Source organism: Acinetobacter sp. FB, assembly GCF_056033405.1.
Genome location: NZ_CM148502.1, coordinates 149,564 through 174,485 on the forward strand (window position 1 = coordinate 149,564; position 24,922 = coordinate 174,485).

A 24,922-nucleotide genomic window follows, 5' to 3' on the forward strand; every position below is an offset into this window, starting at 1 on the left:
ATATAGTTGAAAGAAGTATTTATTTGGAGTAAGGAGCAAGGATGTTAATCATTTATCGAGTTGTATTACCGATATTACTGATTATTTTTGTATTAATGGGCTTGTGGGTCAATTTTCTACATTTTGCATCAGATTGGGTTATGTACATCGTCATGGGTTTGGAGGTGTTAGCTGCAACAATTGTGGTTAGCATGGAATATCAAGCTCAAAATGTTGGTGGTGCAAGTGGTTGGGGGATTTTTGGTTTTTTTGGTTTGAGTGTGAATTTAGCTTTGTTATTGGGGATTGCCCGTTTAATGATTTGGGGTTACCAAAAATTTTGGGCATAGTGATTTAAAAAATTTAAAGAGTTTGATAAACTAATATCACTTCATTGGGGAGTAGCCGCTCTTTACGCAAAGTAAAGAGGTGATGGTCAACATAATTGTTCCACAGAACATGGTCATCATAGCAAAGAACCAAGAACAGCTGTTTAGCTGTGCTTTTGTTGGCAAGACCTTTGATTTACCACTCTGCATCAATCTATTTGATTTTGGCTAGCAGGAGGGGTAGGTCATCGGTATATTTTGCTAGCCAGAGCATTCAACTATGTATGAATTCCTCATCTCCACATCAATTGTTGCCCTTGCTGAAATGGGCGATAAAACGCAATTGCTGGCATTATTACTCGCTGCACGTTTCCGTAAACCCGTTCCGATTTTAATTGCAATTTTACTGGCTACCACGATTAATCATGGTATCTCTGCGGTATTAGGTCAATGGATTACGACTGTCCTAAGTCCTGAAATTCTATTATGGATTTTGGCACTTGGTTTTATCGGTATGGCGATTTGGATGCTCATTCCTGATGAATTAGGGGATGAAACTGAAAGTATTAATAAATGGCAAAAATTTGGCGTATTTGGTGCAACTTTTATTCTATTTTTCTTGGCTGAAATAGGTGATAAAACCCAAATTGCTACAGTTGCTTTAGCTGCACGTTTTGACAGTATTTTTTGGGTCATGTGTGGTACAACGCTTGGCATGATGTTAGCAAATGCACCAGCAGTATTTATCGGCGATAAGTTAGCTGATAAGTTACCAATTTCACTTATTCATAAAATTGGTGCTGCTATTTTCTTAGTCGTTGGTGTTTCAACCTTGGTACAGCATTATTTCTTCTAATTAAATTTAAATTGCAAAAAGATCCATTATTTATGCATGGATCTTTTTGCATAAATTATGATAAAAGTACAATATCTGATTGAAACAATAATAAAATCCCATTATTTTATTAAGGAATTAAAATATTTCATATTTAAAGAATTTTTATGGGGTTGATATGAGTTTTGAGCGGACTACATCGCAAATACTATTTGATAATGGTACGCATAAATGCATTAGTTTTACCAGTTTGGTCAAGGGCGAAGGCATTCAAGCCAATCAATTTTTAATTATTGATCACGATCGTGCAGCGGTTCTAGATCCAGGTGGTGATCTGACCTATGTTCCTTTAACAATGGAGCTGAATCGATATACCAAATTGAAAAATTTGGATTATGTGATGGCATCCCATCAAGACCCCGATATTATTACTTCGATGCCACGTTGGTTAGTTTATACCGATGCGAAAGTAGTGGCATCTAAATTATGGGCACGCTTTTTACCGCATTTAAACTCAGCATTTATGAGTGATCGAATGAAAGGGAATTGGGAAGAACGCTTAATTGAGCTTGCCGATACGGGACAAGTGATTCCTTTAGGTGAATCAGCAATCGTAGCGATTCCTGCTCACTTTTTGCATTCGGTGGGTAATTTTCAGTTTTATGATCCAACTGCCAAAATTCTATTTTCAGGTGATATGGGCGCATCCATAGTGGAGGATGCAAGTCAGCCTATTAGCGATTTTGAAGCGCATATTAAAAAGATGAAAGGCTTTCATCAACGTTATATGTGTTCCAACAAAGTCATTCGTTTGTGGGTCAATATGGTTCGTCAAATGGATATTGATATGATCGTGCCGCAACACGGGACTGCATTTGTCGGTAAAGAAATGATCAATCAATTTTTAGATTGGATTGAGCAACTAGAATGTGGCGTAGATTTAATGAATGAGTATGTATTTAGTTGTCCTACCTAAATGAATTCATAAAATTTTTTCTATAAATCTATTGTGTTCATCAACAACTTTTCTTAGGATTCAAGTTACAAAAAATTAATTTGATAACGAGAATTTTAAGAAAAATGTTGTCTCAAGTTGCAAGCTCAGATACATGCGTGAGTTGTGGTGCATGCTGTGCAAATTATCGTGTTTCTTTTTATTGGGCTGAAGCAGAACGGATGCCTGCAAACATGGTCGAACCGCTCACAGCCGTTTATTCTTGTATGAAAGGTACCAACCAAGCTCAAGTCAAATGTATCGCATTACAAGGAGAAGTAGGACAGCAAGTCAGTTGTTCGATCTACGCCGTTCGAAGCTCAACGTGTAAAGAGGTTCAGATTGCGGATGATCATTGTAATAAAGCACGACTTGCGCACAATCTCATCTCATTGATTAATATTGAACAACAAGATTCAGAAAATAATGAGAATTATGATCAAGTTTGTTAACTGTATCGATGTTGCTTAAATGACATAAGGCGTCGTAGTGAAGCGTTTCTACGCGCTTATCAAATTATTTTCATCATAGAAAATGAAAATCACATCGAAATTTGTTTATAATAGCTCACGGAAATTACCAGTGAGATTGTTATGCTGACCATCGTTCAAGAAGCGTTAACCTTCGATGATGTCTTATTACTTCCTGCCTACTCAACTGTTCTCCCAAAAGATGTCTCCTTAAAGACACGTTTAACTCGCGGAATTCAACTTAATATCCCTCTCGTTTCTGCTGCAATGGATACTGTGACTGAGTCTCGTATGGCGATTGCAATGGCGCAAAATGGTGGTATTGGTATTTTGCATAAAAACATGGATATCGCTGCACAAGCTGCGGAAGTACGCCGTGTAAAAAAATTCGAAGCTGGAATGGTGAAAGACCCAATCACAGTAACGCCTGAAACGACAGTACGTGAACTTATTGCAATTACTCAAGCTAATAATATTAGCGGTGTACCTGTTGTAAAAGATGGCAAAGTTGTGGGTATTGTCACAGGTCGTGATACTCGTTTTGAAACCAATCTTGAACAACCAGTAAGCAACATCATGACAGGCCAAGACCGTTTAGTGACTGTTCGTGAAGGTGAGTCGAAAGAAAATATTCAAGCATTGCTACAAAAGCATCGTATTGAAAAAGTTCTAGTTGTTGGTGAACACAATGAACTCAAAGGTTTAATTACAGTCACTGACTTCCGTAAAGCGGAAAGCTATCCAAGCAGCTGTAAAGATGACCTTGGTCGTTTACGTGTTGGTGCTGCAGTCGGTACAGGTGTAGAAACACCAAGCCGCGTGGAAGCATTAGTCGATGCGGGTGTAGATGTGATTGTCGTAGATACGGCACACGGTCACTCAGCAGGTGTGATTGAACGTGTACGTTGGGTAAAAACAAATTATCCACAAGTTCAAGTGATTGGTGGAAATATTGCAACAGGTGATGCAGCTTTAGCATTGTTAGATGCAGGTGCAGATGCCGTTAAAGTGGGTATTGGTCCTGGTTCGATCTGTACGACACGTATTGTGGCAGGTATCGGTATGCCGCAAATTTCGGCAATTGATAGCGTTGCCAATGCACTAAAAGATCAAATTCCATTGATCGCAGATGGCGGTATTCGTTTCTCTGGCGATATGGCGAAAGCGATTGGCGCAGGTGCGAGCACGATTATGGTTGGTTCACTCCTTGCTGGTACTGAAGAAGCGCCAGGTGAAGTTGAATTTTTCCAAGGTCGTTACTATAAAGCGTATCGTGGTATGGGTTCATTGGGTGCAATGGCGGGAGCAACAGGTTCTGCTGACCGTTATTTCCAAGACTCTAAAGCAGGTGCTGAAAAGTTGGTGCCAGAAGGCATCGAAGGTCGTGTTCCATATAAAGGTCCAATGGGGAATATCATCCATCAAATGATGGGCGGTTTGCGTTCTTCTATGGGCTATACAGGTTCATCTGTGATTGAAGATCTTCGTCAAAATGCAAAATTTGTGAAAATTACTTCAGCAGGCATGTCTGAATCACATGTTCATGATGTGACGATTACTAAAGAAGCACCAAACTATCGTGTAGGTTGATCTTTAGTAATTTTGGCAATAAAAAAACCGTCAGTCCACTGACGGTTTTTTTGTTTTGGTGTAAAGTAAAACAGATGAAAAATGATATGACGATACGTCATATAAAGATAAGAAAGCGAGTAAAGAATGAGCTATTTTGGAACTGATGGAATTCGTGGCAAATTTGGACAAATGCCGATTACCCCTGAATTTGCATTAAAATTAGGATTTGCAGCAGGAAAAGTATTAAAAAGAAATAGCCCCAAAAACAAACCAATTGTTGTTATGGGTAAAGATACGCGTTTATCAGGTTATATTCTAGAAGCAGCTCTCCAAGCAGGTTTAAACGCAGCAGGTGTGTATGTGCATTTGTTGGGACCATTACCAACGCCTGCAATAGCGCATTTAACACGTGCTTTGCATGCACATGCAGGTATTGTGATTTCAGCATCACATAACCCTTACTTTGATAATGGGATTAAATTTTTCTCAGGTGAAGGTAAAAAACTCCCAGATGCCCTACAAAATGAGATTAATCAAGAATTAGAAAAAGATTTAGTGATTGATGATACGGCTAACCTAGGTAAAAGTGTTCGTGTAAAAGATGCAAATGGCCGATACATCGAATTCTGTAAATCAACATTTCCATACCACTTCGATCTTAGTAATCTCAAAATTGTAGTGGATTGTGCTAATGGCGCAGCATATAGCGTTGGTCCTTCAGTTTTTAGAGAGCTAGGTGCAAAAGTAATCCCGCTTTTTAATGAACCAGATGGTTTAAATATCAATGAAAATTGTGGATCAACCCATCCTGAATTTCTACAAAAGGCTGTGGTTGATCACCAAGCCGATTTAGGTATTGCGTTTGATGGTGATGCAGATCGTGTCGTGATGGTGGATAAAAATGGTCAGCTGGTAGATGGTGATCATATTCTGTATATCCTTGCAACTCAGGCCAAAAATAAACCAACAGGTATTGTTGGAACAGTCATGAGTAATATGGCGCTTGAGTTAGCATTACAGAAAGCGGATGTCGGTTTTGTACGCGCAAAAGTCGGTGACCGCTATGTATTACAGGCATTAGAAGAAAATGGTTGGGTCACAGGTGGTGAGCCTTCAGGTCATATCTTAACGTTGGATAAGAGCACAACTGGTGATGCGATTATTGCCGCTCTACAAGTGTTAACAGTGATGGTTGAGCAAGCGAAAGCATTACATGAATTAGTTGCAGACTTTGAATTATTTCCACAGGTGTTAATTAATGTTCGTTTACAGCATATGATTGATCCATATGCTGTTCCTGCTCTTGTTGCTGAATTTGAAAAAGCTGAACAACAATTGACTGGGCGTGGACGTATTTTGATTCGTAAATCAGGTACTGAACCTGTGATTCGAGTTATGGTAGAAGGAGATCAACAGCAGGAAGTGGATGCCATCGCAAATCATTTAGCCGATGCAGTTAGAGCTCATGCTCAAGCTGCTTAAAGGAGAGTAATAATGAATGATGTCATTAAAGACCTGAGTGAGCTTCGTTTAAGTTATGAACAAGGTGAGTTACACGAATCCCAGATTAGTGTAAATCCCCATGAGCAATTCTTGAATTGGTTCAATCATGCACTCACTGCTCAATTACATGAACCGTATGCGATGTCTTTGGCGACAGCAAATGTTCAAGGTCGCCCACACGTGCGAACTGTTCTGTTAAGGGGTGCGACAGAAGCTGGTTATGATTTTTACACCAATTATGATAGTCAGAAAGGATTAGACCTTGCGGAAAATCCTTATGCTGAACTTTTATTTTACTGGCCGAGTTTAGAACGTCAGGTACGTATTGGTGGTCAGGTTTCCAAGATTCCAGAACAGGAATCGACGGATTATTACCATAAGCGTCCACGTGATAGTCAGATTGCAGCACATATTAGTACGCCACAAAGTGGTGTCATTGAAAGCCGTGAGTTATTACAACAGCGTTTTCAAAACTTACAAAACCAAGTACATGAAGCTGAGTTGGATAAACCCGAATTTTGGGGTGGTTATCGCTTAGATGCAGATTGTTATGAATTCTGGCAAGGACGACCAAATCGTTTACATGATCGTTTGAGTTATGAAAAACAAAATGGACTTTGGATTATTCAACGCTTGATGCCATAAATGACCATGATTCAAATTCAACAAAGACCATTTTTGACACGCCCTGAAAAATTTCAGGGCGTGCCTACGTTTATTGCTGAGATATTGGCGAGACGTGGAGTGCAATCGGAACAAGAGCTTGAGCTAAAACTCAAGCATTTATTGCCACCTGATCTCGAAGGATTAGATCAAGCCGTTGAATTAATTGATCAAGCGATTGATCAAAAAAAACAGATTGTGATTGTTGGTGACTATGATGCGGATGGTGCGACCAGTACTGCATTGATGATCTTAGTTCTTAAAGAAATGAGGGCGAACGTTGAATATTTAGTGCCTGATCGCTTTAAGTACGGTTACGGCTTAACCCCTAAAATTGCTGAGCTCGCCAAGGAAAGCTATCAGCCAGATCTTTTGATTACCGTGGACAATGGTATATCGAGCCATGCAGGGGTGGAGACTGCCCAAGCTTTAGGGATGCAGGTCATCATTACCGATCATCATTTGACGACGAAACCTACGCCAAATGCTGAAGCAGTGGTCAATCCGAATCAACTAGGTTGCATTTTTCCAAGTAAAGCACTTGCAGGTGTTGGCGTTGCTTTTTATGTACTAGCAAAATTAGCCAGTTACCGTTCTCAGCAGGGAAAAAGTACCAGTAAAGTTACTCAGTATTTAGATTTGGTTGCATTGGGGACTTATGCTGATGTTGCATCGCTTGATTATAATAACCGTATTTTAGTGGATGCTGGCCTAAAACGAATTCAGCAATATCAATGTCGTGCAGGAATTTTAGCATTATTGGATATTGCAAAACGAGACGCCGCAAGTTTACGCGCTCAAGATTTAGGTTTCGTGATCGGCCCTCGAATTAATGCGGCTGGTCGTATGGAGAGCATGCGAATTGGCATTGAGTGTTTATTGGCTCCAGATCTAGCAACAGCCTATCCAATTGCACAGCAGCTCAATCAACTGAATGTAGAACGTCGTCAAGTTGAAGCTGAGATGAAACAGCAAGCGATCAGTGCATTACAGCATGTACAGCTACAAGCAGATTCTTTACCTGCCGCATTGGTGATGTTTGATGAACAGTGGCATCAAGGGGTAATAGGGATTGTAGCTGGGCGTCTAAAGGAACAGTTTCACCGACCAAGTTTAGTATTTGCTCCTGATGAAGATGGGATACATATTAAAGGCTCTGCGCGTTCGATTGAAGGTATTCATATTCGCGATACTATTGAGCAAGTCGCAGAACAATACCCACATTTAGTTAGCCATTTTGGTGGTCATGCCGCAGCAGCAGGTTTGACCTTAAAAAAAGACAATTTTGATGAATTTAAAACAGTTTTTATTCAATCGATTGCTGAAATGGATGCTGAATTGTTTCATGCAACGATTTGGACAGATGGTGAATTGCCTGAGAATGCTTTAGATCTATCTACAGTGGATTGGATTGAGCAATTGGGGCCATGGGGACAGAAATTTCCATTTCCACAATTTCAAGGAACATTCAAAGTCATTGATTATCGCTGGTTGAAAGATCAACATCTCAAGTTAAAACTTTCACTTGGTACACAGTCGATTGATGCAATTGCATTTAATGCGGTTGACCGTTTTGAGTTTAATCCAATGCTTGGTTATGTTGATCTAGTTTATACATTGGAACGTAACGTTTTTAATGGCAATACGAGTCTGCAATTGCAAATATCACATCTCGCACAATAAAAAATCCGCTCAGTAGAGCGGATTTTTTATCTAGCATAATTGCTTAGAAGCGGTATGCACCACGGATACCATAGGTATTATAGTCATCACCAAAACCAACACGACCTTCTAAGCTCACTTGTTGATTCAGGAATTTCTTCGCAGAGATACCCCATTCATCACGATTTGTTAGGTCGTTATTGTAATAATCTGCACCAACACTCAGTGTTTTATCTAGATAGTAGTCACCTTTAACACGGTATTCATCTAAATCACCAAATGCGCCATAAGCTTCTAAGTTGACATCTTTCCCACCAACTTGAGTGACATATTTAGCACGTACAGTTGGATCAGCGCCGTCTTTACCATTTTTCTCGTCGTAACCTTTCACACCTAATGCAAGTAATAAGCCTGGAGCAGGTAAGTAACCAACTTCTGCGCCGTAGGTTGTTACTTTTTGATCGATGGCAGTATTGTCTACTTCAAGCTCACTACGACCGACATTACCACTTAAATAGAAATCACTATTCGGTACGAAATATTCAACACCTGCGCCATATTTTGTATCTTTTACGCCACTATTGTCGGCATAGTTAACATTGGCTTTCACGTTGCTAGCACGGTTTAAGAACGCTGCTTCTGCAAGTGGTGCATTACGTGTTTGGACTGGATTGAAATAATAAGTACCATCTACGCCAAAACTATGAGTGTTATCATAATGATCCGGATCTGTATAAGTATATGAACCACCGACTTCAGCTTGATAAGCATGAGCAGTGCCTGTTACTGCAATCGCAGATAAAAGTGCTGATGCTATTGCTAATTTTTTCATGGTTATGCCCCTGTTGAGATAATGAACCAAATGAATATTAATTACACGTTTTGTTACAACTTTTAGTCTAGAGAAAATTATTTAATCGTCAATCTTAAGAAAGTAACTGTACGGTACAAACGTAGATAAAATGTAAATTTCAATTAATACATGATTGATTTTAAATAAAAAATATTAGTGTTTTGATTTATTAAAACTTAGGATAGATTGTGTTGATTCGTATTTTTAGTGTAATCAGAGTCAGTTTTAAACACGAAATTATATAAGCAAAATACATTTCCATGTATCTGATGAACTGCTGAATTTAGTTAAAAAGACATGGCTGTGTCGTACAAACCAGTTATGTTAAAATATGAGATTGAGTGAAAAATATTGTGAGAAAATACGCGTGGAAATTAATCCGTACTTAGTCCAATTGAAAGATTTATCTGATCGTAGCCAAACACTACGGGGGTATCTTTGACTACGATCTAAAGGCTGAGCGTTTAGAAGAAGTTTTAAGAGAACTAGAAGACCCAACGATTTGGAATGATCAGAGTCGTGCGCAAGCGATTGCGAAAGAAAAGGGCAGTTTAGAAAATACTTTAGGTGTATTTGATCGTCTTGCAGAGCAGTTAGATGATGCTAAAGCCATGCTTGATCTGGCTGTAGAAGCCGATGATGAAACTTTACTGGAAGATGTTCAGGCTGAACTTGATAGTGCTGAACAGGCTTTAGGTAATTTAGAATTCCGCCGTATGTTTAGTAATCCAATGGATCCAAATCCATGTTTCCTTGAAATCCAATCAGGTTCTGGTGGTACGGAAGCACAAGACTGGGCATCGATGTTACTACGGATGTATCTACGTTGGATTGAACGTCATGGCTTTAAAGCTGAATTGATGGAAGTGTCTGATGGTGATGTGGCAGGCATTAAATCAGCAACCATCCGTGTCGATGGCGAGTTTGCTTATGGCTGGTTACGTACCGAAAGTGGCGTACATCGTTTAGTACGTAAGTCACCATTTGACAGTAATAACAACCGTCATACCTCATTCTCAGCGGTATTTATCTCACCTGAGATTGATGACAATATCGAAATTGATATTAATCCGTCGGATGTCCGTACCGATACTTATCGTGCTTCGGGTGCGGGTGGTCAGCACATTAACAAAACCGATTCGGCAGTTCGTCTCACTCATGCACCAACGGGTATCGTGGTGGCGTGCCAGAACCAACGTTCACAGCATGCGAACCGTGATCATGCGTGGAAGCAATTACGTGCCAAACTCTATGAGTTAGAGATGAGCAAACGTAATGAAGCAGCTCAAGCATTGGAAGACTCGAAGTCAGATATTGGTTGGGGAAGTCAGATTCGTTCTTATGTCTTAGATGATTCGCGTATTAAAGATTTGCGTACTGGTATTGAAAATTCAAATACTAAAGCAGTCTTAGATGGTGATTTAGATCGATTTATTGAAGCAAGTTTGAAACAAGGTCTATAAGTTTCAATTAACTTAAAACGGCAATCTCGTTCAGCATTTGATAGTTAATCGAAAAAATATGATATTAATATCGGAAAATATAGATATTAATATTTATAAAAATCGATATAATGGTTTCAGATGCTGAACAAAGCTTTGCCTGTTGAGAAACGTGGTGAGTCTATGGATATTGATGTTATAAGCAAGGCCTTAGCCAATCCATTACGTCGACAGATTTTGCAATGGCTGAAAGAGCCTGAGCAATTTTTACCGGTGCAGGAATGTGGTGGCAGTTTTGAACGAGGCGTATGTGCAGGTCATATTGAACGTCTTGGCAAAGTTGCACAATCAACCATGTCAAATCATTTGTCTGTGTTACAGCAGGCAGGTTTGATTCAAGTTGAGAAATATGGGCAGTGGTCCTATTTCACCAGAAACGAAGCTTTGATTCAGCAATACATCGAACATTTAAAACAAACACTTTAAGTGAATAAGTGTAAGTTGAGGCGATCATGGCTGGACTAAATTCTGCGTTACAAGTGGGTGATTTTACGATAAAAAACCGTTTGGTTTTAGCACCTTTGACGAGAGCTCGTAGTGGTGTTGAGCGTATTCCAAACGATTTAATGGTGGAATACTATCAACAACGTGCCAATGCGGGCTTAATTATTACTGAAGCGACGGTGATTAGTCCGAAAGCTGTTGGCTACGCCAATACGCCAGGCTTATGGTCACAAGAACAAGCTCAAGCGTGGAACAAAATTGTTGAAGCAGTGCATGCCCAAGGTTCAAAGATTGTGGTTCAGCTATGGCACGTCGGTCGTATTTCACATCCTGACTTATTGGATGGTGATATTCCGGTTGCACCAAGTGCGATTCAACCTGCGGGTGAAGTGAGTTTACTGCGTCCAAAACGTCCTTTCGTTACACCTCGTGCTTTATCGCATGAAGAAATCCAAGAAATCGTCGCACAATATAAACATGCAGCTGAGTTAGCGAAAGCAGCAGGTTTTGATGGTGTTGAGTTGCATGCAGCCAATGGTTATTTGATTGACCAATTCTTGCAAAGTACGACCAATCATCGTGATGATGAATATGGTGGTTCGATTGAAAATCGCGCACGTTTATTATTACAAGTGGTCGATGCATTTATAGAGGTTTGGGGGGCTGGTCGTGTGGGTGTCCACCTTGCACCACGTGCAGATTCACATGATATGGGCGATGCAGATCCATTAGCGACTTTTGGTTATGTGGTTGAGCAGTTAGACCAACGTAATATTGGTTTTATCTTTACCCGTGAATATGCAGCGGAAGATAGTTTACAGCCGCAACTCCGCCCTAAATTTAAAGGGGTGTGGATTGCTAACGAGAAATTGACACCAGCTTCAGCAAAACAAATTTTAGAAACTGAGCAAGCAGATGCCGTTGCATTTGGATTAGCTTATATTGCCAATCCAGATCTATTAGAACGTTTGGAACATGATTTGCCTTTAAATCAGGTTCAATTTGATACTTTATATGGTGCCGGTGCAGCGGGTTATACCGATTATCCTGCCTTTGAACAGCTTGAAGCTTAAGTAAAGCAAAAACCTCCTCGCAGGTTGAATCTGTAAGGAGGTTTTTGACAATTTAAGTTTGTGGTGCTTGTATAGCGTGTTCACTTCTATTTTTGTAGAAATCCAGAATCACATTGGAAAAATCATGCACCATCAATTGTGCAATCTGATTGGCATAAAAATTGACTTCGGTGCTAATTCGATAATCAATTTTTAGTGTGAGCTTAGTTTGCTGATCATTGATTGGTGTCAGTTCAAACGCGGTATATCGAAGATCAAAATATTTCCCTCCAATACTGACATGATCATCTAGCGCGCCTTGAGGAATGGACTTCGGGGAGAAACGATAGGTCCAACTGAGATATTGATTAGGTTTGGATTGTTGAATGATTTCTTCAAAATGAATATTTTTTTGCCAAGTTGAATATCGGATCAATCCTTCATTTGTCGGTTTAGTCAGCCCAGAAACGGGATAAGGCACACCAATGCTGTATAACACGCTCGGTTTAAATTCATGTGGTTGAATATTGTCAGCATGATTGAGTTGTTGCCAAATGACCTTAGCAGGGGCATTGATGAGAATACTCCGATCAACATGATCATAATGCAGTTGGGTTTTCTCAGGGATAGGCAGCAGAATAAATGGTAATAATACGAGGCTATAAATAGTTTTATTGGGTTTCCATATTTTATAACACAGCCCTTTCATGAATAAAGCGCCAGTCAGCATACCGCCCAATAAAATCGGGGTCATAATTACAACGCAAATAGCACCTTCATGTAGTACAACAATCGAGAACAATAAGAGCAAAACGAGGAAAATAATAATCACTTTAAAACTTTGTATAAATGAAACAGCCTTTCGGTAATTCTGGATATATACAATGAGCGCACCAATAATAAAGGGAACCACAAGTAAAAAACTGGCTTTCATTAATGCGCCTAAGTGACTGGCTAGAAGGGCCCATAAGCAGCACAGTAACGCTAGAATTAAAAAAGGGAGGATAATTTGAAATGGATGACGGGGTAGATATTCTTGTGTCGTTTCATCAGAAGGTTGCTTTATTTGTTTGAACCAATCAGGTTGCATTTTTTTTCTCAAAATGGATTATTCTTTGTTCTAAGATATCATTTTTCTTTATAAAGAAATATTTAATCAAAGTGCAACATACAATAATCAATTGTCAATGCATATGAAACTTCCGCATAATGAGCTGAAATCAAATTCTAAATTATGGTCTAGGATGGCGCAGCAAAACGCAGTACAGCAAACACCATTTTGGTATAACTTTTTACTGATATGTCTCAAGCCGTTATACCGTTGGAAAATTAAACAACGGGCTGAAAGTGATGCGCTATTCCAGCAAGAGTGCCTAGAGCGTTTTGGACCATTTCAACCACCTAAAAATTTAAATACGATTTGGTTTCATGTGGTATCGGTTGGAGAAACTAATGCTGCTCAACCTTTGATTGAGCACTATCTAAAACTTGGACATTCGGTTTTAGTAACCAACACCACAAAAACAGGGCAGGCCAGAGCCAAGAGTTTATTTTCCGAAAAATATCCTGCACTTTTTCAGGCAGTCTATTTGCCTGTTGATCAAAAACCGTTACTCAAGCAATTTTTTAATTTGTATCAGCCGAAGCTACTCGCTTTAGTTGAAACTGAGATTTGGCCAAACTTAATTGCCCAAGCGAAACAGCAACAAATCCCATGTATCTTATTGAATGCTCGTCTTTCAGCAAAATCAGCGAAAGGTTATGGCAAAGTTCGTCGTTTAACACAGCCGATGTTGCAGCAACTCACATGGTTATTGGCTCAAGACATCGCGACACAACAGCGTTATATTGATTTAGGGCTAGATCAAGCCAAGAGTCAGGTGGTTGGTAATATTAAATTTGATATTGCAGCACCGCAATCTTATGTAGAAAAAGCTGAACAGTTAAAACAAGATTGGCAATTGCTAGATCGTCAGATGATTACCTTAGCTAGCACCCATTCACCTGAAGAAGAAAATTTATTAAGACAATTACAACCACATTTAAATTCAAATCCAAATTTGCTCTGTATTGTGGTGCCGCGTCATCCAGAGCGCTTTGATGATGTGTATCAAATTTGCCAGAATTTAAATTTAAATACGCAACGCCGTAGTCTTAAACAGCCAATTCAAACCGATACACAGGTTTTTCTTGCTGATAGTATGGGTGAAATGTGGTTATGGTATGCACTCAGTCAAGCTTGTTTTGTTGGTGGTTCATTGAATGAGCCAGGTGGTGGACATAATATTCTAGAGCCGATGGTGCTTGATGTACCAACGGTGATTGGTCCACGCTATTTTAATTTCCAAAGTATTGTGGATGAGTTTGTAGCTGAACACGGAATTTTGATTGGAAAAGATGCAGTGCAAGTAGCACAGCAACTTTTGAGTTGTTTAGATGACCCAATACAGACTCAGCAATTGATTGAACAGGCTGAATTGGTTCTGCAACGAAATAAAGGCTCACTCCAAAAGCATATTCAATTGATTGATCATTATTTAGAATTCAAAGCTTTGTCATGAATATTGTTTTACTCGAACCTAATCAAATCACGACAACGGATGATGTCTGGCAGATTGAAAATCAACGTCAATTACAACATTTACAACAGCATATTCAGTTGAATTGTGGTGATACCTTAAAAGTCGGCGTGCGCAATGGTCAACGCTATCTTACGAAAGTAATATCTGTTTCTGAGCAACAGATTCGCATAAGACCGATTCAGGTTGAAGCAATCCCAGCAAAGTTACCTGTGCATTTAATTCTTGCTTTGCCACGTCCTAAAGTGTTACGCCGTATCATCATGGATGCGGTGACTTTAGGCGTGGAACGGATCAGTTTGATTCATAGTTATCGCGTGGATAAAAGCTATTGGCAAAGCCCATTCTTACAGCAGCTCGATGATTATGTGACTTTAGGTTTAGAGCAGGCAGGTGATACGATTGCACCTGAAATTCAATTGTATAAACGCTTTAAACCTTTTGTTGAAGATGTTTTGCCTACATTTATTTCAAATGAAAAACCTGCTTATGTCGCACATCCTTATGCGGAACAGAAAATACCATCTGCGATTCAACATTCATGTCACTTAATTGTTGGTCCAGAAGGTGGGTTTATTCCATATGAGGTCGATCTGCTCATAAAAAACGGCTGCCAAGCGATGAGCTTAGGCAACCGAATTTTACGAACTGAAACCGCAGTATCACATATTTTAGGGCGATTATTTATCTGAGTTCTCTGTATTATCAGATTGATCACCACGATACACTTTGACTTCTTGTACTGGGTAAGGAATCGAAATTCCTTTCTCATCGAAGGCTGTTACAACCAGTTCTTGAATTTCACTAATTGATGCAGATGTGGTGGTTTCTGTAGTATTCACCCACCAACGGACGGTTAAATTAATCGAGAAATCTGCAAGTGCGGTGACATTGACCGAGAAACCAGGTTGGCTCAGTACATTGAGATTACGGTCTAAAATATCCATAATGATTTTTTTTGCTTTCTGCATATCATCTTCATAACCAATACCAACGACAAACTCACAACGACGACGCTGATAGGCATTGTTCACGATGACTGCACTGGTATATACCGTGGCATTTGGAATCACGATGCGACGACCATCTGGTGAACGTAAGAAAGTCGCACGGATTTGAATATCTTCAACATTTCCTTCCAAACCATTCACAACAATATCATCGCCAATACGGAAAGGTTCACTGAGTAAAATTAAGATACCTGATAGCAAGTTTTGGAAAATATCTTTGAAAGCAAAACCGATCGCAACAGAACCGATTCCCAATGCTCCGATTAACTGGCTTGGGGTGAAACCGGGAATAGCGATGACTAATGCAATTAAAAAACCAAAGAATAGAATAAAAGTACTTCCGACACGGTTGAGAACCAATACCAAGTTTTGTCGGGTGTAGCTACGGTTTTCCAAAGTTTTGCGAATAAAGAATTTAAATAGCTTAGTCAGTAGCCAAAAAATGACAAATACTGTGATCGCAATACAGATATAGGGTACACGCTCCCAAAAGCTATCCATAATTTTATCAATTGTAGTATAGGCATCATGATATTTTTCAGTATGTGCCAATACCGTTTGCGTGGTTTTTGCACCTGCTTGATGAATCAATTCACCAGTATCTTTAGCGACCTCAGTTAATGTCGTTTGCTCATTTGCCACGGGAAAATCTCTATTTCGCAACGTAAGGAATTTATTAGGGGAGCCATCATAATGAATTTATCTTGATCATGCATGATAAATTCCGTAACGGTTTTATTTATTGAGTAGTTCAAATTTGGCTGTTCGATAAAGTATTAAAAATACTCAGTTGTATTTTGTAAGATTTGCGTTGGTGTACCCCAAAAGTCAGGGCTAGCAAAATAATAGCTAAAGATAAACATGCCAAATATCATCATTAAACTCAATATAATCATGATCCATGCAAATAGTTTTTCCCATGTGGTGGATGGGCGGACATCGCCATAATCATTGCGATGAGGTGTGCCTGCTGCAAATAAGACATAAAGTGTAAAAAAGAATTGAATGATTGGCACGAGTAATAATAGACATAGCCACCCTGTTTTATTCAGATCGTGTAAACGTCGGATCAAAAAAACGATCTGAAAATAAAAGCCAGCAAACCATAGTGCAATCAGCGCAATTCCACCAATTCCTGAAAATGCAGATAAGATTGGTTCATGAATCTGTACGTTATTTACGCTTAGACTCGCCGAAATTGTGGCAATAAGAATGAAAAGAACCGTCCAACTGATACTCAGTAAACCATACCAACCTAGATAGCTTAAGCGATTAAAACGTCCTTTAGCAGATAAAGGGTGATCGTATTGAGGCTGAATTGGGGCAGATAACGTTTGATCGAACATAATGAATTCCTATTTTTTGATTATTAAATCTTTTAAGGTCTTAGCAATGATCAAAATAATCACTTATTTTAAAAGTAAAAAGCATGGACAAGCAGTTCAAATTTAAATTATTTTGAGTAAATTTTTGAAAACAATTTGGTCGCTAAAGCATAACATTCTTACGACCAAAGCCGCATTGTTTGCTCTTGTAAATGGTGACCATACTGCAAGAGAAAACAAAACATACCCGAAAAATAGATGTGTATATCTAAGGTATGAAATAAAAAACAAAGGAAGTGAGCTATGAAAGAAATCTACCCAGTGCCTGATAAATTCAAAGAAATGGCAAGAATCTCGGAAGCAGACTATTTCAAACGTTATCAGGATTCAATTGAGCAACCCGAAGTATTTTGGGCGCAGGAAGCAAAGAATATTGATTGGATCAAACCATTCACACAGGTTAAAAATACAAGTTTTAACGCAGATAATTTCAAAATTGAGTGGTTCGCCGATGGTGAACTGAATGTTTCAGCCAACTGTTTAGATCGTCATCTTAAAGATAATCCTTTAAAGCCTGCGATTATCTGGGAAGGTGATCATCCTTCACGTCATAAAATCATTTCATTTTCTGAACTACACGATGAAGTCTGTCGGTTTGCCAATGTGCTAAAGAAACAAGGCATTCGCAAGGGTGATCGTGTGGTGCTATATATGCCAATGGTGCCTGAGGCAGCGATTGCCATGTTGGCCTGCGCACGAATTGGTGCTGTGCATTGTGTGGTATTTGGTGGGTTCTCCCCAGACTCATTGGCCAGCCGTATCGAAGATAGTCAAGCAAAATTAGTGATTACCGCTGACGCAGGAATGCGCGGCGGCAAGCTCATTCCACTGAAAGAAAATGTAGATGCAGCCTTAGAAATTGATGGCACCACTAGTGTCGAAAATGTGATTGTGGTGCATCGTACAGGGAATCCAATTCAGTTTAATGCGGAACGTGATGTTTGGTATCACCTTGCGATTATGGAAGTAGATGAACACTGTCCACCAGAACCGATGAAAGCAGAAGATCCGCTCTTCATTCTGTACACCTCGGGTTCAACAGGAAAACCGAAAGGCGTGCTGCATACTACAGGTGGTTATCTGGTTTATGTCAACACCACCTTTAGAGAAGTCTTTGATCTCAAAGAAGATGATGTATATTGGTGTACCGCCGATGTGGGCTGGATTACGGGACATAGTTATTTACTTTATGGTCCGTTGAGTAATGCCACTACTACGGTCATGTTCGAGGGAATTCCACAATATCCAACTTGGGCACGTATTGGTCATGTGATTGATAAACATAACATCACGATTTTATATACTGCACCAACTGCAATTCGCGCCATGATGCGTGAAGGCGATGCCTACGTGCGTGAAAGTGATCGGAGTAGTTTGCGTTTGCTGGGTTCAGTCGGTGAACCAATTAACCCTGAAGCATGGAATTGGTATCACGAGGTCGTAGGTGAAGGCCGTTGTCCAATTGTTGATACTTGGTGGCAAACTGAAACAGGTGGCATTTTAATTTCACCATTGCCGGGTGCAACTGCACTCAAACCGGGTTCAGCAACACGTCCATTCTTTGGAGTACAACCTGCGTTAGTCGATGGTGAAGGAAATGAATTGGACGGAGCAACCGAAGGTAATTTGGTCATTAAAGATTCATGGCCGGGTCAAATGAGAACGATTTGGGGCGATCCAGAGCGCTTTATTGAAGCTTATTTCTCAACTTTTAAAGGCTATTATTTTACTGGTGATGGTGCGCGCCGTGATGCCGATGGCTATTACTGGATCACTGGGCGTGTTGATGATGTACTGAACGTTTCAGGTCATCGTTTAGGGACAGCCGAGATTGAAAGTGCATTAGTCGCACATGAAGCTGTGGCTGAGGCGGCAGTTGTTGGTATGCCACATGACATTAAAGGTCAAGGGATTTGTACTTTTGTCACCTTGCAAGCTGATGTTGCGGAATCTGAAGAGCTACGTAAAGAGTTGGTGAATTGGGTGCGTAAAGTGCTTGGTCCTGTGGCAACCCCTGATGCCTTGCATTGGGCACCAGCTTTGCCAAAAACCCGTTCAGGTAAAATCATGCGCCGGATCTTGAGAAAGATTGCTGCCAATGAATTGGATAGTTTAGGTGATACCTCGACCCTCGCTGAACCCGCTGTGGTTGAGCATTTGATTGCGACAGTTTATCCAAACCGATAAAAAACCGGATTCAAATGTGAAAAGAGCGTTCGATTGAACGCTCTTTTTTGTCTGCATTATTTTAATTTTGCGCTAAAAAATCCGCCGTATTTTGTACCGTGGCGAAGAATCCCAATGCTGCTAAAAATGCTGTTTGTACATCGGCTGCTTTGACGATCTTGCCCTCATGTTCAAGATCACGGCTAGCAGTTGCATCGGCAATCACAATCGGTTGGTAGCCAAGCTCTTTCGCTGCACGTGTCCCTGAATCAATACAGACATGGGTCATCATGCCTGTAATCACTAACTGTTCAACTTGATGCTGTTCAAGGATGGCTTGAAGGTTGGTTTCTAGAAAGCTATTGGGGAAATGCTTTTCGACAATCAGTGATTGATCTGTGATTTTAAGTTGAGGATGTAATTCAACACCCACGGTATTTTCCTGAAAAAAACTGGCTGAGGCAGGATTAATATGCTGAATATAAATAATCGGTAAATTGTTTTGAATAAAATGATCTTCTAATTGGTTGGTTTTCGCCAGAGCAAAGTCTGGATTGACCAATTCCATTTTGCCATTTTTAAAATAGTCGTTTTGAACATCAATAATCAGTAAGGCTTGTTTCATTGTTTTTAGGTCCAACATTAAGATAAAACAAGAGTAGGGTGAAACTGAGAAATCGGCTATATTCAAATGAAAGCATTGTTGCTGGTTTTCTTTCGTAATGAAAAATGAATATTGAACTTGATCCCATCGACTTAAAAATTATTGAATTGCTGAAGCAGGACTCACGTTTAAGCCATAAAGAAATTGGGCAGCGAGTGCATCGTACTGGGCAGGCGGTGGGTGCCCGTATTGCTCAATTGATGGGTGCAGGCATCATCAAAAATTACACCGTTGCGATCAACTACGAACATAAGCAGTTTATTCAACTCTTTATGAATGATCAGCAAGCTTTTATCGAAGTTGAATTACTGGTTAAACAATATGAGCAGGTGGATGAATGTTTTAAAATTCTCGGTAATGCTTGTTATATGATTGTCAGCCATTTTAATCCATCACAATTAAATGAGTTTATTGAGCAACTGTCACAGTGGTGCCGATATTCGGTTGAAACGGTCATGCGGGAAATTAAGACTGCTTAAATTAAAAATCCCCAAGCCGAGCCTTGGGGAGAAATATTCAATCGCTTTTATTTTTCTTCTTATTTAATGTCTAGCTTACGCTGATTTTGCCTCCAATTGAATTTCCTGTTGTTGTTCAAGCTGACGAACCAGTGGCAGTACTTTTTCGCCAAAATATTCTACTTCTTCAATAAAATGTAGAAAGCCTGAAAGAACCAGATCAACGCCAACATTCTTCAAAGCCACAATCCGTTCCGCAATTTGTTGCGGAGTACCAATTAGATTTGTTTTAAAACCATCATTGTATTGAACCAAATCATCAAAGGTCGATTTTGCCCAGTTGCCCTCACGCTCAGGGGCTGCTGCACCAGCTTCACGGGTGGCATCACCGAAGGCATTCACCGCTTCGACATTGGCTTGAGCAATGATTTCATTCAGTACGGCTTTGGCTTCTTCCTCAGTATCACGTGCGATAATAAAAGCATTGACTCCAATCTTGACTTGTCTGTTGGCTAACTTTGCTTTGCTGCGGACATCATCAACCTGTTTTTTAATTTCTTCGACACTGTTGCCATTGGTAAAATACCAGTCCGATACTCGTGCAGCCATATCACGTGCGGCACGTGAGCTGCCACCTTGGAACACTTCGATATAAGGTTTTTGCAAAGGTTTCGGTTTAAGCGTGTAATTCTGGAATTGGTAATATTTGCCATCAAAGCTGTAATTGTCAGTGGTCCAGATACCTTTGAGGGTACGAATAAATTCTTCAGAACGCACATAACGCTCATCATGTTCAGGCCAAGGCTCACCAATGGCATCAAATTCGCCACGGAACCAGCCACTGACCACATTAATCGCAATACGCCCTTGGCTGAGGTAGTCAATGGTTGCCAGCTGTTTAGCCGCAAGTACAGGCTTCCAAGGACCAGGTAAAATAGCCGCAATTACTTTGAGTTTTTCGGTCTTTGCTAATAAAGCATGGCTAAAACTTACGGATTCATGTTGGTTTTCTGCGCCATAGCCAGCGGTAAAACGGATTTGGGTGAGGGCATATTCAAAGCCGCTTCGTTCCGCTGCTTGTGCTAAGCGCACATTATAGTCATAGCTCCAGTCAGTGCGTTGTTCAATATTGCTTACAACGAGACCGCCACTCACATTCGGAACCCAGTAGGCAAATTTAATTGCGGATGCTGTTGTTGTCATCGTTGTATCCTCCATAAAAGATATGGTTTATGCGACGTGGGTTAACTTCTTGGATGACTTCGGGTGTAAGCGAGATTCAGCTGCATCCAGATTCGGTACTGCCGCAGATGGTAAGACTTCTGCTTGTTCGATTTGTTTGTTGATGCCGAGATTCTGATTCGCTTGCTCAGTTTTGGCTTTGATGGCAGCAGCACGTTGACCTTTGGCAGGTGCCCATTCCAAAATCGGTAAAGCACGTGCTACAGCTAAGGTGACGCGATCAGACAATTGCTCGCTTTTAACTGTATATTCAGGCGTGAAATCACGATCGGTAGCATAGACGCCAATCGGTAAAGTTTGTGCTTGGAAGAAGCTAAATAGTGGGCGTAATTGATGTTCGAGAACCAAAGCATGGCGATCACTGCCACCTGAGGCTGCCAGTAAAACGGGTACATCAACCAAAGCGGTTTGCTCAACAAAGTCGAAGAAATGCTTAAATAAGCCTGTAAATGAAGCACGATAAACAGGGGTGCCCACAATCAATGCATCGGCGGCTTCAACTGCAGCCAAATCATCTTGTACGCGTTGTGGCAGCTGATTGCGATAAATTGCCCCACCCAGTAAAGGCCCAATTTCACTCAGCTTGACGAAATGCACCTTGATATTAATCGCCTCTGAAAGTTCATCCAGAATCGCCTGAACTAAACTTTCTGTTTTTGATGGGCTGTTTAAACCACCAGATACTGCAACAATATTAAGGGGAGTAGAGAGAGTATTGTGATTGGACATAATAGCGGCCTAAAAGATCATTTCGAATTGCTATTTATTTATCTACATCGCATGCCAAGTTGTAAAATAAGGAAATGCTGCAAGCTTATCTGTTTTGTATATATACCTATAGAGGATTAAGTAGAAAAAATTAAATGAATTTAATACTCTGTTTCTATTGGTTATTTCTGTATAGTAGTTATTGATTAGTCTATGTTGTGTGAGTTATATCAATATTTGTATTGTTTTGCATTTATGACGAAATAAACAACTTTTGATGTCTAACCAACAGTTCATTTAAAAAATAGGCTAAGATAGATTAAATTTGAATAAACACCGTACAGTGACGTACTCGCAGACAGCTCAGCGCTTATGAATATTTTAATTGTAGATGACCACCCTTTATTTAGACATGCTTTAATTCAAGCGGTTCGATATAGTCTTCCTCAAGCACAGATTCAGGAAACTGCGGATGTCGATGAATTCTATGAGCGCTTAGAGCATGGTGCAGAACCTGATCTCGTATTACTTGATCTGAATTTACCCGGCGCATCTGGTTTTTCTGCCTTGGTATACGTACGAGCACAATACCCAGCGATTCCAATCATTGTTGTATCAGCACATGAAGAAGTGTCGATTATCCAACGGGCAATTGCACATGGTGCAATGGGGTATATCCCGAAATCATCACATCCAAGTCATATTGGCGAGGCAATTAAACATGTATTAGAGGGTGAAATTTGGCTACCACCGAATTTACCCATGCATCATGGTTTCGATCCAAGAGCTGCGGATGAAACGGCGTTGGCAGAACGTTTGCAATCGCTTACACCTCAACAGTTCCGTGTATTGATGATGGTGGCAGAAGGTCTGCTCAATAAACAAATTGCTTATGAGTTAGATGTATCAGAAGCCACGATCAAAGCGCATGTCACGGCTATTTTTCGTAAGCTAGGTGTACAAAATCGCACGCAAGCTGTTTTAGCAATTAGTGCATTAAATATTGAAGATAAAAAGATGTAAGATACTCAAATGAGACAGCCAATCTCTTATTTAATTGAATATCATAAAAATAAAAAACCAGTTCTTATGAACTGGTTTTTTATTATGAATTAAATGTTTTAACGTTAAAACATAAACCCAATATTAGAAACGGAATTTTGCATTCACACCGATTGTTTGAATATCAGCATTTATGCCCATACCGCCTACAACTACTTCTTTTGCATTCGCATTTACATAGCTAGCACCTACAGCAACTGCTGGAGTGATGAAGTAATTTACGTTCGCACCCCAAGCAGATTTGATTGGTGAAAAGTTGTCGCTAGCTTGATCAGAACTGTAGTTAGCCTGAGCATATGAAGCACCAACACTTAGCTTTGGTGTTAAGTAAAGATCAGTTTTTAAACCGTAAGCTTTGTTCTCACCATATACAAGGTTAGATTCAAAACCAACAGCCATATTTGTACCATCGATATTACCTACGTATTTAGTACGTGCAGTAACAACATCTTGCTTTTCACCAATGATCATTGAGTCAGCAACAGTGTTAAATACGCCATTTTCTAGAACATTGTTAGCATCTAAAGCGATTTGATCTGATACGCGAGTATAACCCACAGCAATTAAGAAATTAGGTGCTACTAATGCACCAACTTCTAATGAATAACGGTCACCGTTGTCTTTCTCATCTTCAAACTTAGTTTGAGAGTGGCTATAAGATGCACTAGCGTAAGCTGGTACATAAGGTGTTGGAATATATGCTTCACCTTTTGCACCAAATGAATTGTTTTTTAATGAAAAACTTTCGCCACCGTCAACATCACCGCTTAATTTAGCAAAGCTGTAAGCTGCAGAAACGTTTGATGCTTGGTTTAAGAATGCTGCTTCAGCTAAAGGGCCTTTAGATGTATCAACATTTTTAAGGTAGAAAGTACCTTGAGCAGCACCAGTAAAGTCTTTGTCATTCAAATCTGTAGCATTGATGAATTCAGATTGACCTTGAACTTCTACTTGGTAAGCGTGAGCACCGGTCATGGCTAATAATAAAGCAGTGGCTAAACCGAGTTTTTTCATAATAATTTCCAGCTTTTACAGTAAGGAGTAAAGTTGGATTTCATTCTATTGTAACAAAATATGAAGTCAATGTAATAAATGACATGTTCCGACAAATGATCTTGTAAGATAATAATGGTGGTTAAAAATTGCTCTGCTAGAGTATCGGTTGTCAACTTTAGAAAAAATATAATATTAATATATAGATAAGATATTTTCTTATGTTTATTTAAGCAAGTAATCTTGTTTCGAAACGATGTATCTTAATTGTTTAATTCGATTGAATTTATCGTTTTTTTCGTTTCAATCTGTCGTAAAACTGTAATAAAACACCAATAAAAATGTGATTTTAATCTCATTAAGATTGTGTTATGTGATTAATTTGATTTGTAAATGAAGCGTGATAATTAGAAAATTTGGGAAGTTCAATTTTAAGAGCTAATTTAATTTGGAAAAACGATTGTAAATTTAAACCCGATCTATTTAATCGACTTTACTTTTTGAGATATAATTCACATAATGATTGTGAAGAGGTATTTAATTTGCATTTTATTATCTCGTAACATTTTCTCAATATATTGTGTTTTACTAGCTCGACTTTCCCCAAGGTTGAGCTTTTTTTTGTCCCATTCTTTATCCATTTTTTTTAGATATGACCTTTCAAGAACATAGAAATTTGTGACAAAGATTTATTCTGTTTACAATCATAAGGTGATTTAAATTCTAAACGTTTAAAAAATATGTTTTTAATCAATTATTAAAGTTTATTATTTTATTTTTTGATTAAAATTCAAATC

Annotated in this window: 24 protein-coding genes and 1 riboswitch; of the genes, 16 read left to right on the plus strand and 8 right to left on the minus strand. The window is 39.5% G+C overall.

Annotation, left to right across the window (positions count from 1 at the left end; translation table 11 throughout):
• The first annotated feature begins 41 nt into the window (after positions 1–41).
• From AC0JIQ_RS00695 to recJ, 8 genes are all read left to right on the plus strand, one after another.
• A complete protein-coding gene (locus AC0JIQ_RS00695) occupies positions 42–329 on the plus strand; it encodes a hypothetical protein (protein ID WP_005219274.1) in 288 nt (95 codons plus the stop codon).
• Between the two features lie 34 nt (positions 330–363).
• Positions 364–505, plus strand: a riboswitch (yybP-ykoY riboswitch).
• Positions 506–588: 83 nt separating this feature from the next.
• The gene (locus AC0JIQ_RS00700) at positions 589–1,164 is read left to right on the plus strand and encodes a TMEM165/GDT1 family protein (RefSeq protein ID WP_004659895.1); all 576 of its coding nucleotides are present in this window, start codon (positions 589–591) and stop codon (positions 1,162–1,164) included.
• Between the two features lie 157 nt (positions 1,165–1,321).
• Positions 1,322–2,119 (plus strand): oxygen-binding di-iron domain-containing protein, encoded by a 798-nt coding sequence (locus tag AC0JIQ_RS00705; protein ID WP_241282271.1) that lies wholly within the window; start codon positions 1,322–1,324, stop codon positions 2,117–2,119.
• Between the two features lie 104 nt (positions 2,120–2,223).
• Entirely contained in the window at positions 2,224–2,589 is a 366-nt protein-coding gene (locus AC0JIQ_RS00710) for a YkgJ family cysteine cluster protein (RefSeq protein ID WP_474202332.1), read from the plus strand.
• Between the two features lie 141 nt (positions 2,590–2,730).
• Positions 2,731–4,197 (plus strand): IMP dehydrogenase, encoded by a 1,467-nt coding sequence (gene guaB / locus AC0JIQ_RS00715; RefSeq protein WP_004659900.1) that lies wholly within the window; start codon positions 2,731–2,733, stop codon positions 4,195–4,197.
• 126 nt (positions 4,198–4,323) lie between these two features.
• Positions 4,324–5,661, plus strand: coding sequence for a phosphoglucosamine mutase (gene glmM / locus AC0JIQ_RS00720; protein ID WP_474202333.1), 1,338 nt, complete (start codon positions 4,324–4,326; stop codon positions 5,659–5,661).
• 12 nt (positions 5,662–5,673) lie between these two features.
• Positions 5,674–6,327 carry a pyridoxamine 5'-phosphate oxidase gene (gene pdxH, locus AC0JIQ_RS00725; protein ID WP_336938460.1) on the plus strand — a complete coding sequence of 218 codons (654 nt, stop codon included), beginning with the start codon at positions 5,674–5,676 and terminating at the stop codon, positions 6,325–6,327.
• Positions 6,328–8,028, plus strand: coding sequence for a single-stranded-DNA-specific exonuclease RecJ (gene recJ / locus AC0JIQ_RS00730; RefSeq protein ID WP_474202334.1), 1,701 nt, complete (start codon positions 6,328–6,330; stop codon positions 8,026–8,028). It abuts the gene before it with no gap.
• Between the two features lie 43 nt (positions 8,029–8,071).
• Here recJ and AC0JIQ_RS00735 read toward each other — a convergent pair whose 3' ends face one another.
• Positions 8,072–8,839 carry a putative porin gene (locus AC0JIQ_RS00735; protein ID WP_004659907.1) on the minus strand — a complete coding sequence of 256 codons (768 nt, stop codon included), beginning with the start codon at positions 8,837–8,839 and terminating at the stop codon, positions 8,072–8,074.
• Between the two features lie 388 nt (positions 8,840–9,227).
• On the opposite strand from AC0JIQ_RS00735, the gene prfB reads away from it, so the two are divergent.
• The 3 genes from prfB to AC0JIQ_RS00750 all read left to right on the plus strand — a co-directional run bounded on the left by prfB (position 9,228) and on the right by AC0JIQ_RS00750 (position 11,879).
• Positions 9,228–10,323, plus strand: a protein-coding gene (gene prfB / locus AC0JIQ_RS00740) for a peptide chain release factor 2 (protein WP_152630136.1) whose coding sequence is annotated in 2 segments (ribosomal slippage) — positions 9,228–9,299 and positions 9,301–10,323 — 1,095 coding nt in all. Because the reading frame shifts where the segments join, the coding sequence is not laid out codon by codon here.
• A 162-nt stretch (positions 10,324–10,485) separates the two neighbouring features.
• Positions 10,486–10,788 (plus strand): ArsR/SmtB family transcription factor, encoded by a 303-nt coding sequence (locus AC0JIQ_RS00745; protein ID WP_034601002.1) that lies wholly within the window; start codon positions 10,486–10,488, stop codon positions 10,786–10,788.
• Positions 10,789–10,814: 26 nt separating this feature from the next.
• The gene (locus AC0JIQ_RS00750) at positions 10,815–11,879 is read left to right on the plus strand and encodes an alkene reductase (RefSeq protein ID WP_474202335.1); all 1,065 of its coding nucleotides are present in this window, start codon (positions 10,815–10,817) and stop codon (positions 11,877–11,879) included.
• Between the two features lie 52 nt (positions 11,880–11,931).
• Here AC0JIQ_RS00750 and AC0JIQ_RS00755 read toward each other — a convergent pair whose 3' ends face one another.
• Positions 11,932–12,948 (minus strand): hypothetical protein, encoded by a 1,017-nt coding sequence (locus tag AC0JIQ_RS00755; RefSeq protein ID WP_474202336.1) that lies wholly within the window; start codon positions 12,946–12,948, stop codon positions 11,932–11,934.
• Between the two features lie 154 nt (positions 12,949–13,102).
• Between AC0JIQ_RS00755 and AC0JIQ_RS00760 the strand changes: the two genes are divergently transcribed.
• Positions 13,103–14,419, plus strand: a complete 1,317-nt coding sequence (locus AC0JIQ_RS00760; protein WP_474202337.1) for a 3-deoxy-D-manno-octulosonic acid transferase — start codon at positions 13,103–13,105, stop codon at positions 14,417–14,419.
• A complete protein-coding gene (locus AC0JIQ_RS00765) occupies positions 14,416–15,129 on the plus strand; it encodes a 16S rRNA (uracil(1498)-N(3))-methyltransferase (RefSeq protein ID WP_474202338.1) in 714 nt (237 codons plus the stop codon). The genes AC0JIQ_RS00760 and AC0JIQ_RS00765 overlap by 4 nt, the downstream gene beginning before the upstream one ends.
• On the opposite strand, the gene AC0JIQ_RS00770 is transcribed toward AC0JIQ_RS00765, so the two are convergent.
• Positions 15,118–16,089, minus strand: a complete 972-nt coding sequence (locus tag AC0JIQ_RS00770; protein ID WP_004659919.1) for a mechanosensitive ion channel family protein — start codon at positions 16,087–16,089, stop codon at positions 15,118–15,120. The two genes, AC0JIQ_RS00765 and AC0JIQ_RS00770, sit on opposite strands and share 12 nt — an antisense overlap.
• Before the next feature lie 134 nt (positions 16,090–16,223).
• Entirely contained in the window at positions 16,224–16,793 is a 570-nt protein-coding gene (locus AC0JIQ_RS00775) for a DUF805 domain-containing protein (RefSeq protein WP_474202339.1), read from the minus strand.
• Between the two features lie 282 nt (positions 16,794–17,075).
• Between AC0JIQ_RS00775 and acs the strand changes: the two genes are divergently transcribed.
• Complete coding sequence (acs, locus tag AC0JIQ_RS00780) at positions 17,076–19,019, plus strand: acetate--CoA ligase (RefSeq protein ID WP_474202340.1); 1,944 nt, start codon at positions 17,076–17,078, stop codon at positions 19,017–19,019.
• Positions 19,020–19,080: 61 nt separating this feature from the next.
• On the opposite strand, the gene AC0JIQ_RS00785 is transcribed toward acs, so the two are convergent.
• On the minus strand, positions 19,081–19,623 hold the full coding sequence (locus AC0JIQ_RS00785) for a cysteine hydrolase family protein (protein ID WP_474202341.1): 543 nt from the start codon (positions 19,621–19,623) through the stop codon (positions 19,081–19,083).
• Positions 19,624–19,727: 104 nt separating this feature from the next.
• Here AC0JIQ_RS00785 and AC0JIQ_RS00790 point away from each other — a divergent pair, with 104 nt between their 5' ends.
• Positions 19,728–20,141: an Lrp/AsnC family transcriptional regulator gene (locus tag AC0JIQ_RS00790; RefSeq protein ID WP_474202342.1), complete on the plus strand. Its 414-nt coding sequence runs from the start codon at positions 19,728–19,730 to the stop codon at positions 20,139–20,141.
• A gap of 75 nt (positions 20,142–20,216) precedes the next feature.
• On the opposite strand, the gene sfnG is transcribed toward AC0JIQ_RS00790, so the two are convergent.
• Together sfnG and msuE are read right to left on the minus strand one after the other, a co-directional pair.
• On the minus strand, positions 20,217–21,323 hold the full coding sequence (gene sfnG / locus AC0JIQ_RS00795; RefSeq protein ID WP_336942458.1) for a dimethylsulfone monooxygenase SfnG: 1,107 nt from the start codon (positions 21,321–21,323) through the stop codon (positions 20,217–20,219).
• Between the two features lie 27 nt (positions 21,324–21,350).
• Positions 21,351–22,091: an FMN reductase gene (msuE, locus tag AC0JIQ_RS00800; protein WP_474202343.1), complete on the minus strand. Its 741-nt coding sequence runs from the start codon at positions 22,089–22,091 to the stop codon at positions 21,351–21,353.
• A gap of 351 nt (positions 22,092–22,442) precedes the next feature.
• On the opposite strand from msuE, the gene AC0JIQ_RS00805 reads away from it, so the two are divergent.
• Entirely contained in the window at positions 22,443–23,093 is a 651-nt protein-coding gene (locus tag AC0JIQ_RS00805) for a response regulator transcription factor (RefSeq protein ID WP_004659931.1), read from the plus strand.
• A gap of 123 nt (positions 23,094–23,216) precedes the next feature.
• Here AC0JIQ_RS00805 and omp33-36 read toward each other — a convergent pair whose 3' ends face one another.
• Positions 23,217–24,146, minus strand: a complete 930-nt coding sequence (gene omp33-36 / locus AC0JIQ_RS00810) for a porin Omp33-36 (protein ID WP_241339636.1) — start codon at positions 24,144–24,146, stop codon at positions 23,217–23,219.
• Positions 24,147–24,922: the final 776 nt, after the last annotated feature.

Bases quoted from the DNA above. Each gene is read 5' to 3' on its own strand.
- recJ (WP_474202334.1), top strand. From the start codon at position 6,328: ATGACCATGATTCAAATTCAACAAAGACCATTTTTGACACGCCCTGAA.
- AC0JIQ_RS00750 (WP_474202335.1), top strand. From the start codon at position 10,815: ATGGCTGGACTAAATTCTGCGTTACAAGTGGGTGATTTTACGATAAAA.
- AC0JIQ_RS00760 (WP_474202337.1), top strand. From the start codon at position 13,103: ATGGCGCAGCAAAACGCAGTACAGCAAACACCATTTTGGTATAACTTT.
- pdxH (WP_336938460.1), top strand. From the start codon at position 5,674: ATGAATGATGTCATTAAAGACCTGAGTGAGCTTCGTTTAAGTTATGAA.
- omp33-36 (WP_241339636.1), bottom strand. From the start codon at position 24,146: ATGAAAAAACTCGGTTTAGCCACTGCTTTATTATTAGCCATGACCGGT.
- acs (WP_474202340.1), top strand. From the start codon at position 17,076: ATGAAAGAAATCTACCCAGTGCCTGATAAATTCAAAGAAATGGCAAGA.
- AC0JIQ_RS00765 (WP_474202338.1), top strand. From the start codon at position 14,416: ATGAATATTGTTTTACTCGAACCTAATCAAATCACGACAACGGATGAT.
- AC0JIQ_RS00710 (WP_474202332.1), top strand. From the start codon at position 2,224: ATGTTGTCTCAAGTTGCAAGCTCAGATACATGCGTGAGTTGTGGTGCA.
- glmM (WP_474202333.1), top strand. From the start codon at position 4,324: ATGAGCTATTTTGGAACTGATGGAATTCGTGGCAAATTTGGACAAATG.
- AC0JIQ_RS00695 (WP_005219274.1), top strand. From the start codon at position 42: ATGTTAATCATTTATCGAGTTGTATTACCGATATTACTGATTATTTTT.
- AC0JIQ_RS00700 (WP_004659895.1), top strand. From the start codon at position 589: ATGTATGAATTCCTCATCTCCACATCAATTGTTGCCCTTGCTGAAATG.
- AC0JIQ_RS00745 (WP_034601002.1), top strand. From the start codon at position 10,486: ATGGATATTGATGTTATAAGCAAGGCCTTAGCCAATCCATTACGTCGA.
- guaB (WP_004659900.1), top strand. From the start codon at position 2,731: ATGCTGACCATCGTTCAAGAAGCGTTAACCTTCGATGATGTCTTATTA.
- sfnG (WP_336942458.1), bottom strand. From the start codon at position 21,323: ATGACAACAACAGCATCCGCAATTAAATTTGCCTACTGGGTTCCGAAT.
- AC0JIQ_RS00790 (WP_474202342.1), top strand. From the start codon at position 19,728: ATGAATATTGAACTTGATCCCATCGACTTAAAAATTATTGAATTGCTG.
- AC0JIQ_RS00735 (WP_004659907.1), bottom strand. From the start codon at position 8,839: ATGAAAAAATTAGCAATAGCATCAGCACTTTTATCTGCGATTGCAGTA.
- AC0JIQ_RS00705 (WP_241282271.1), top strand. From the start codon at position 1,322: ATGAGTTTTGAGCGGACTACATCGCAAATACTATTTGATAATGGTACG.
- AC0JIQ_RS00755 (WP_474202336.1), bottom strand. From the start codon at position 12,948: ATGCAACCTGATTGGTTCAAACAAATAAAGCAACCTTCTGATGAAACG.
- AC0JIQ_RS00785 (WP_474202341.1), bottom strand. From the start codon at position 19,623: ATGAAACAAGCCTTACTGATTATTGATGTTCAAAACGACTATTTTAAA.
- msuE (WP_474202343.1), bottom strand. From the start codon at position 22,091: ATGTCCAATCACAATACTCTCTCTACTCCCCTTAATATTGTTGCAGTA.
- AC0JIQ_RS00775 (WP_474202339.1), bottom strand. From the start codon at position 16,793: ATGTTCGATCAAACGTTATCTGCCCCAATTCAGCCTCAATACGATCAC.
- AC0JIQ_RS00805 (WP_004659931.1), top strand. From the start codon at position 22,443: ATGAATATTTTAATTGTAGATGACCACCCTTTATTTAGACATGCTTTA.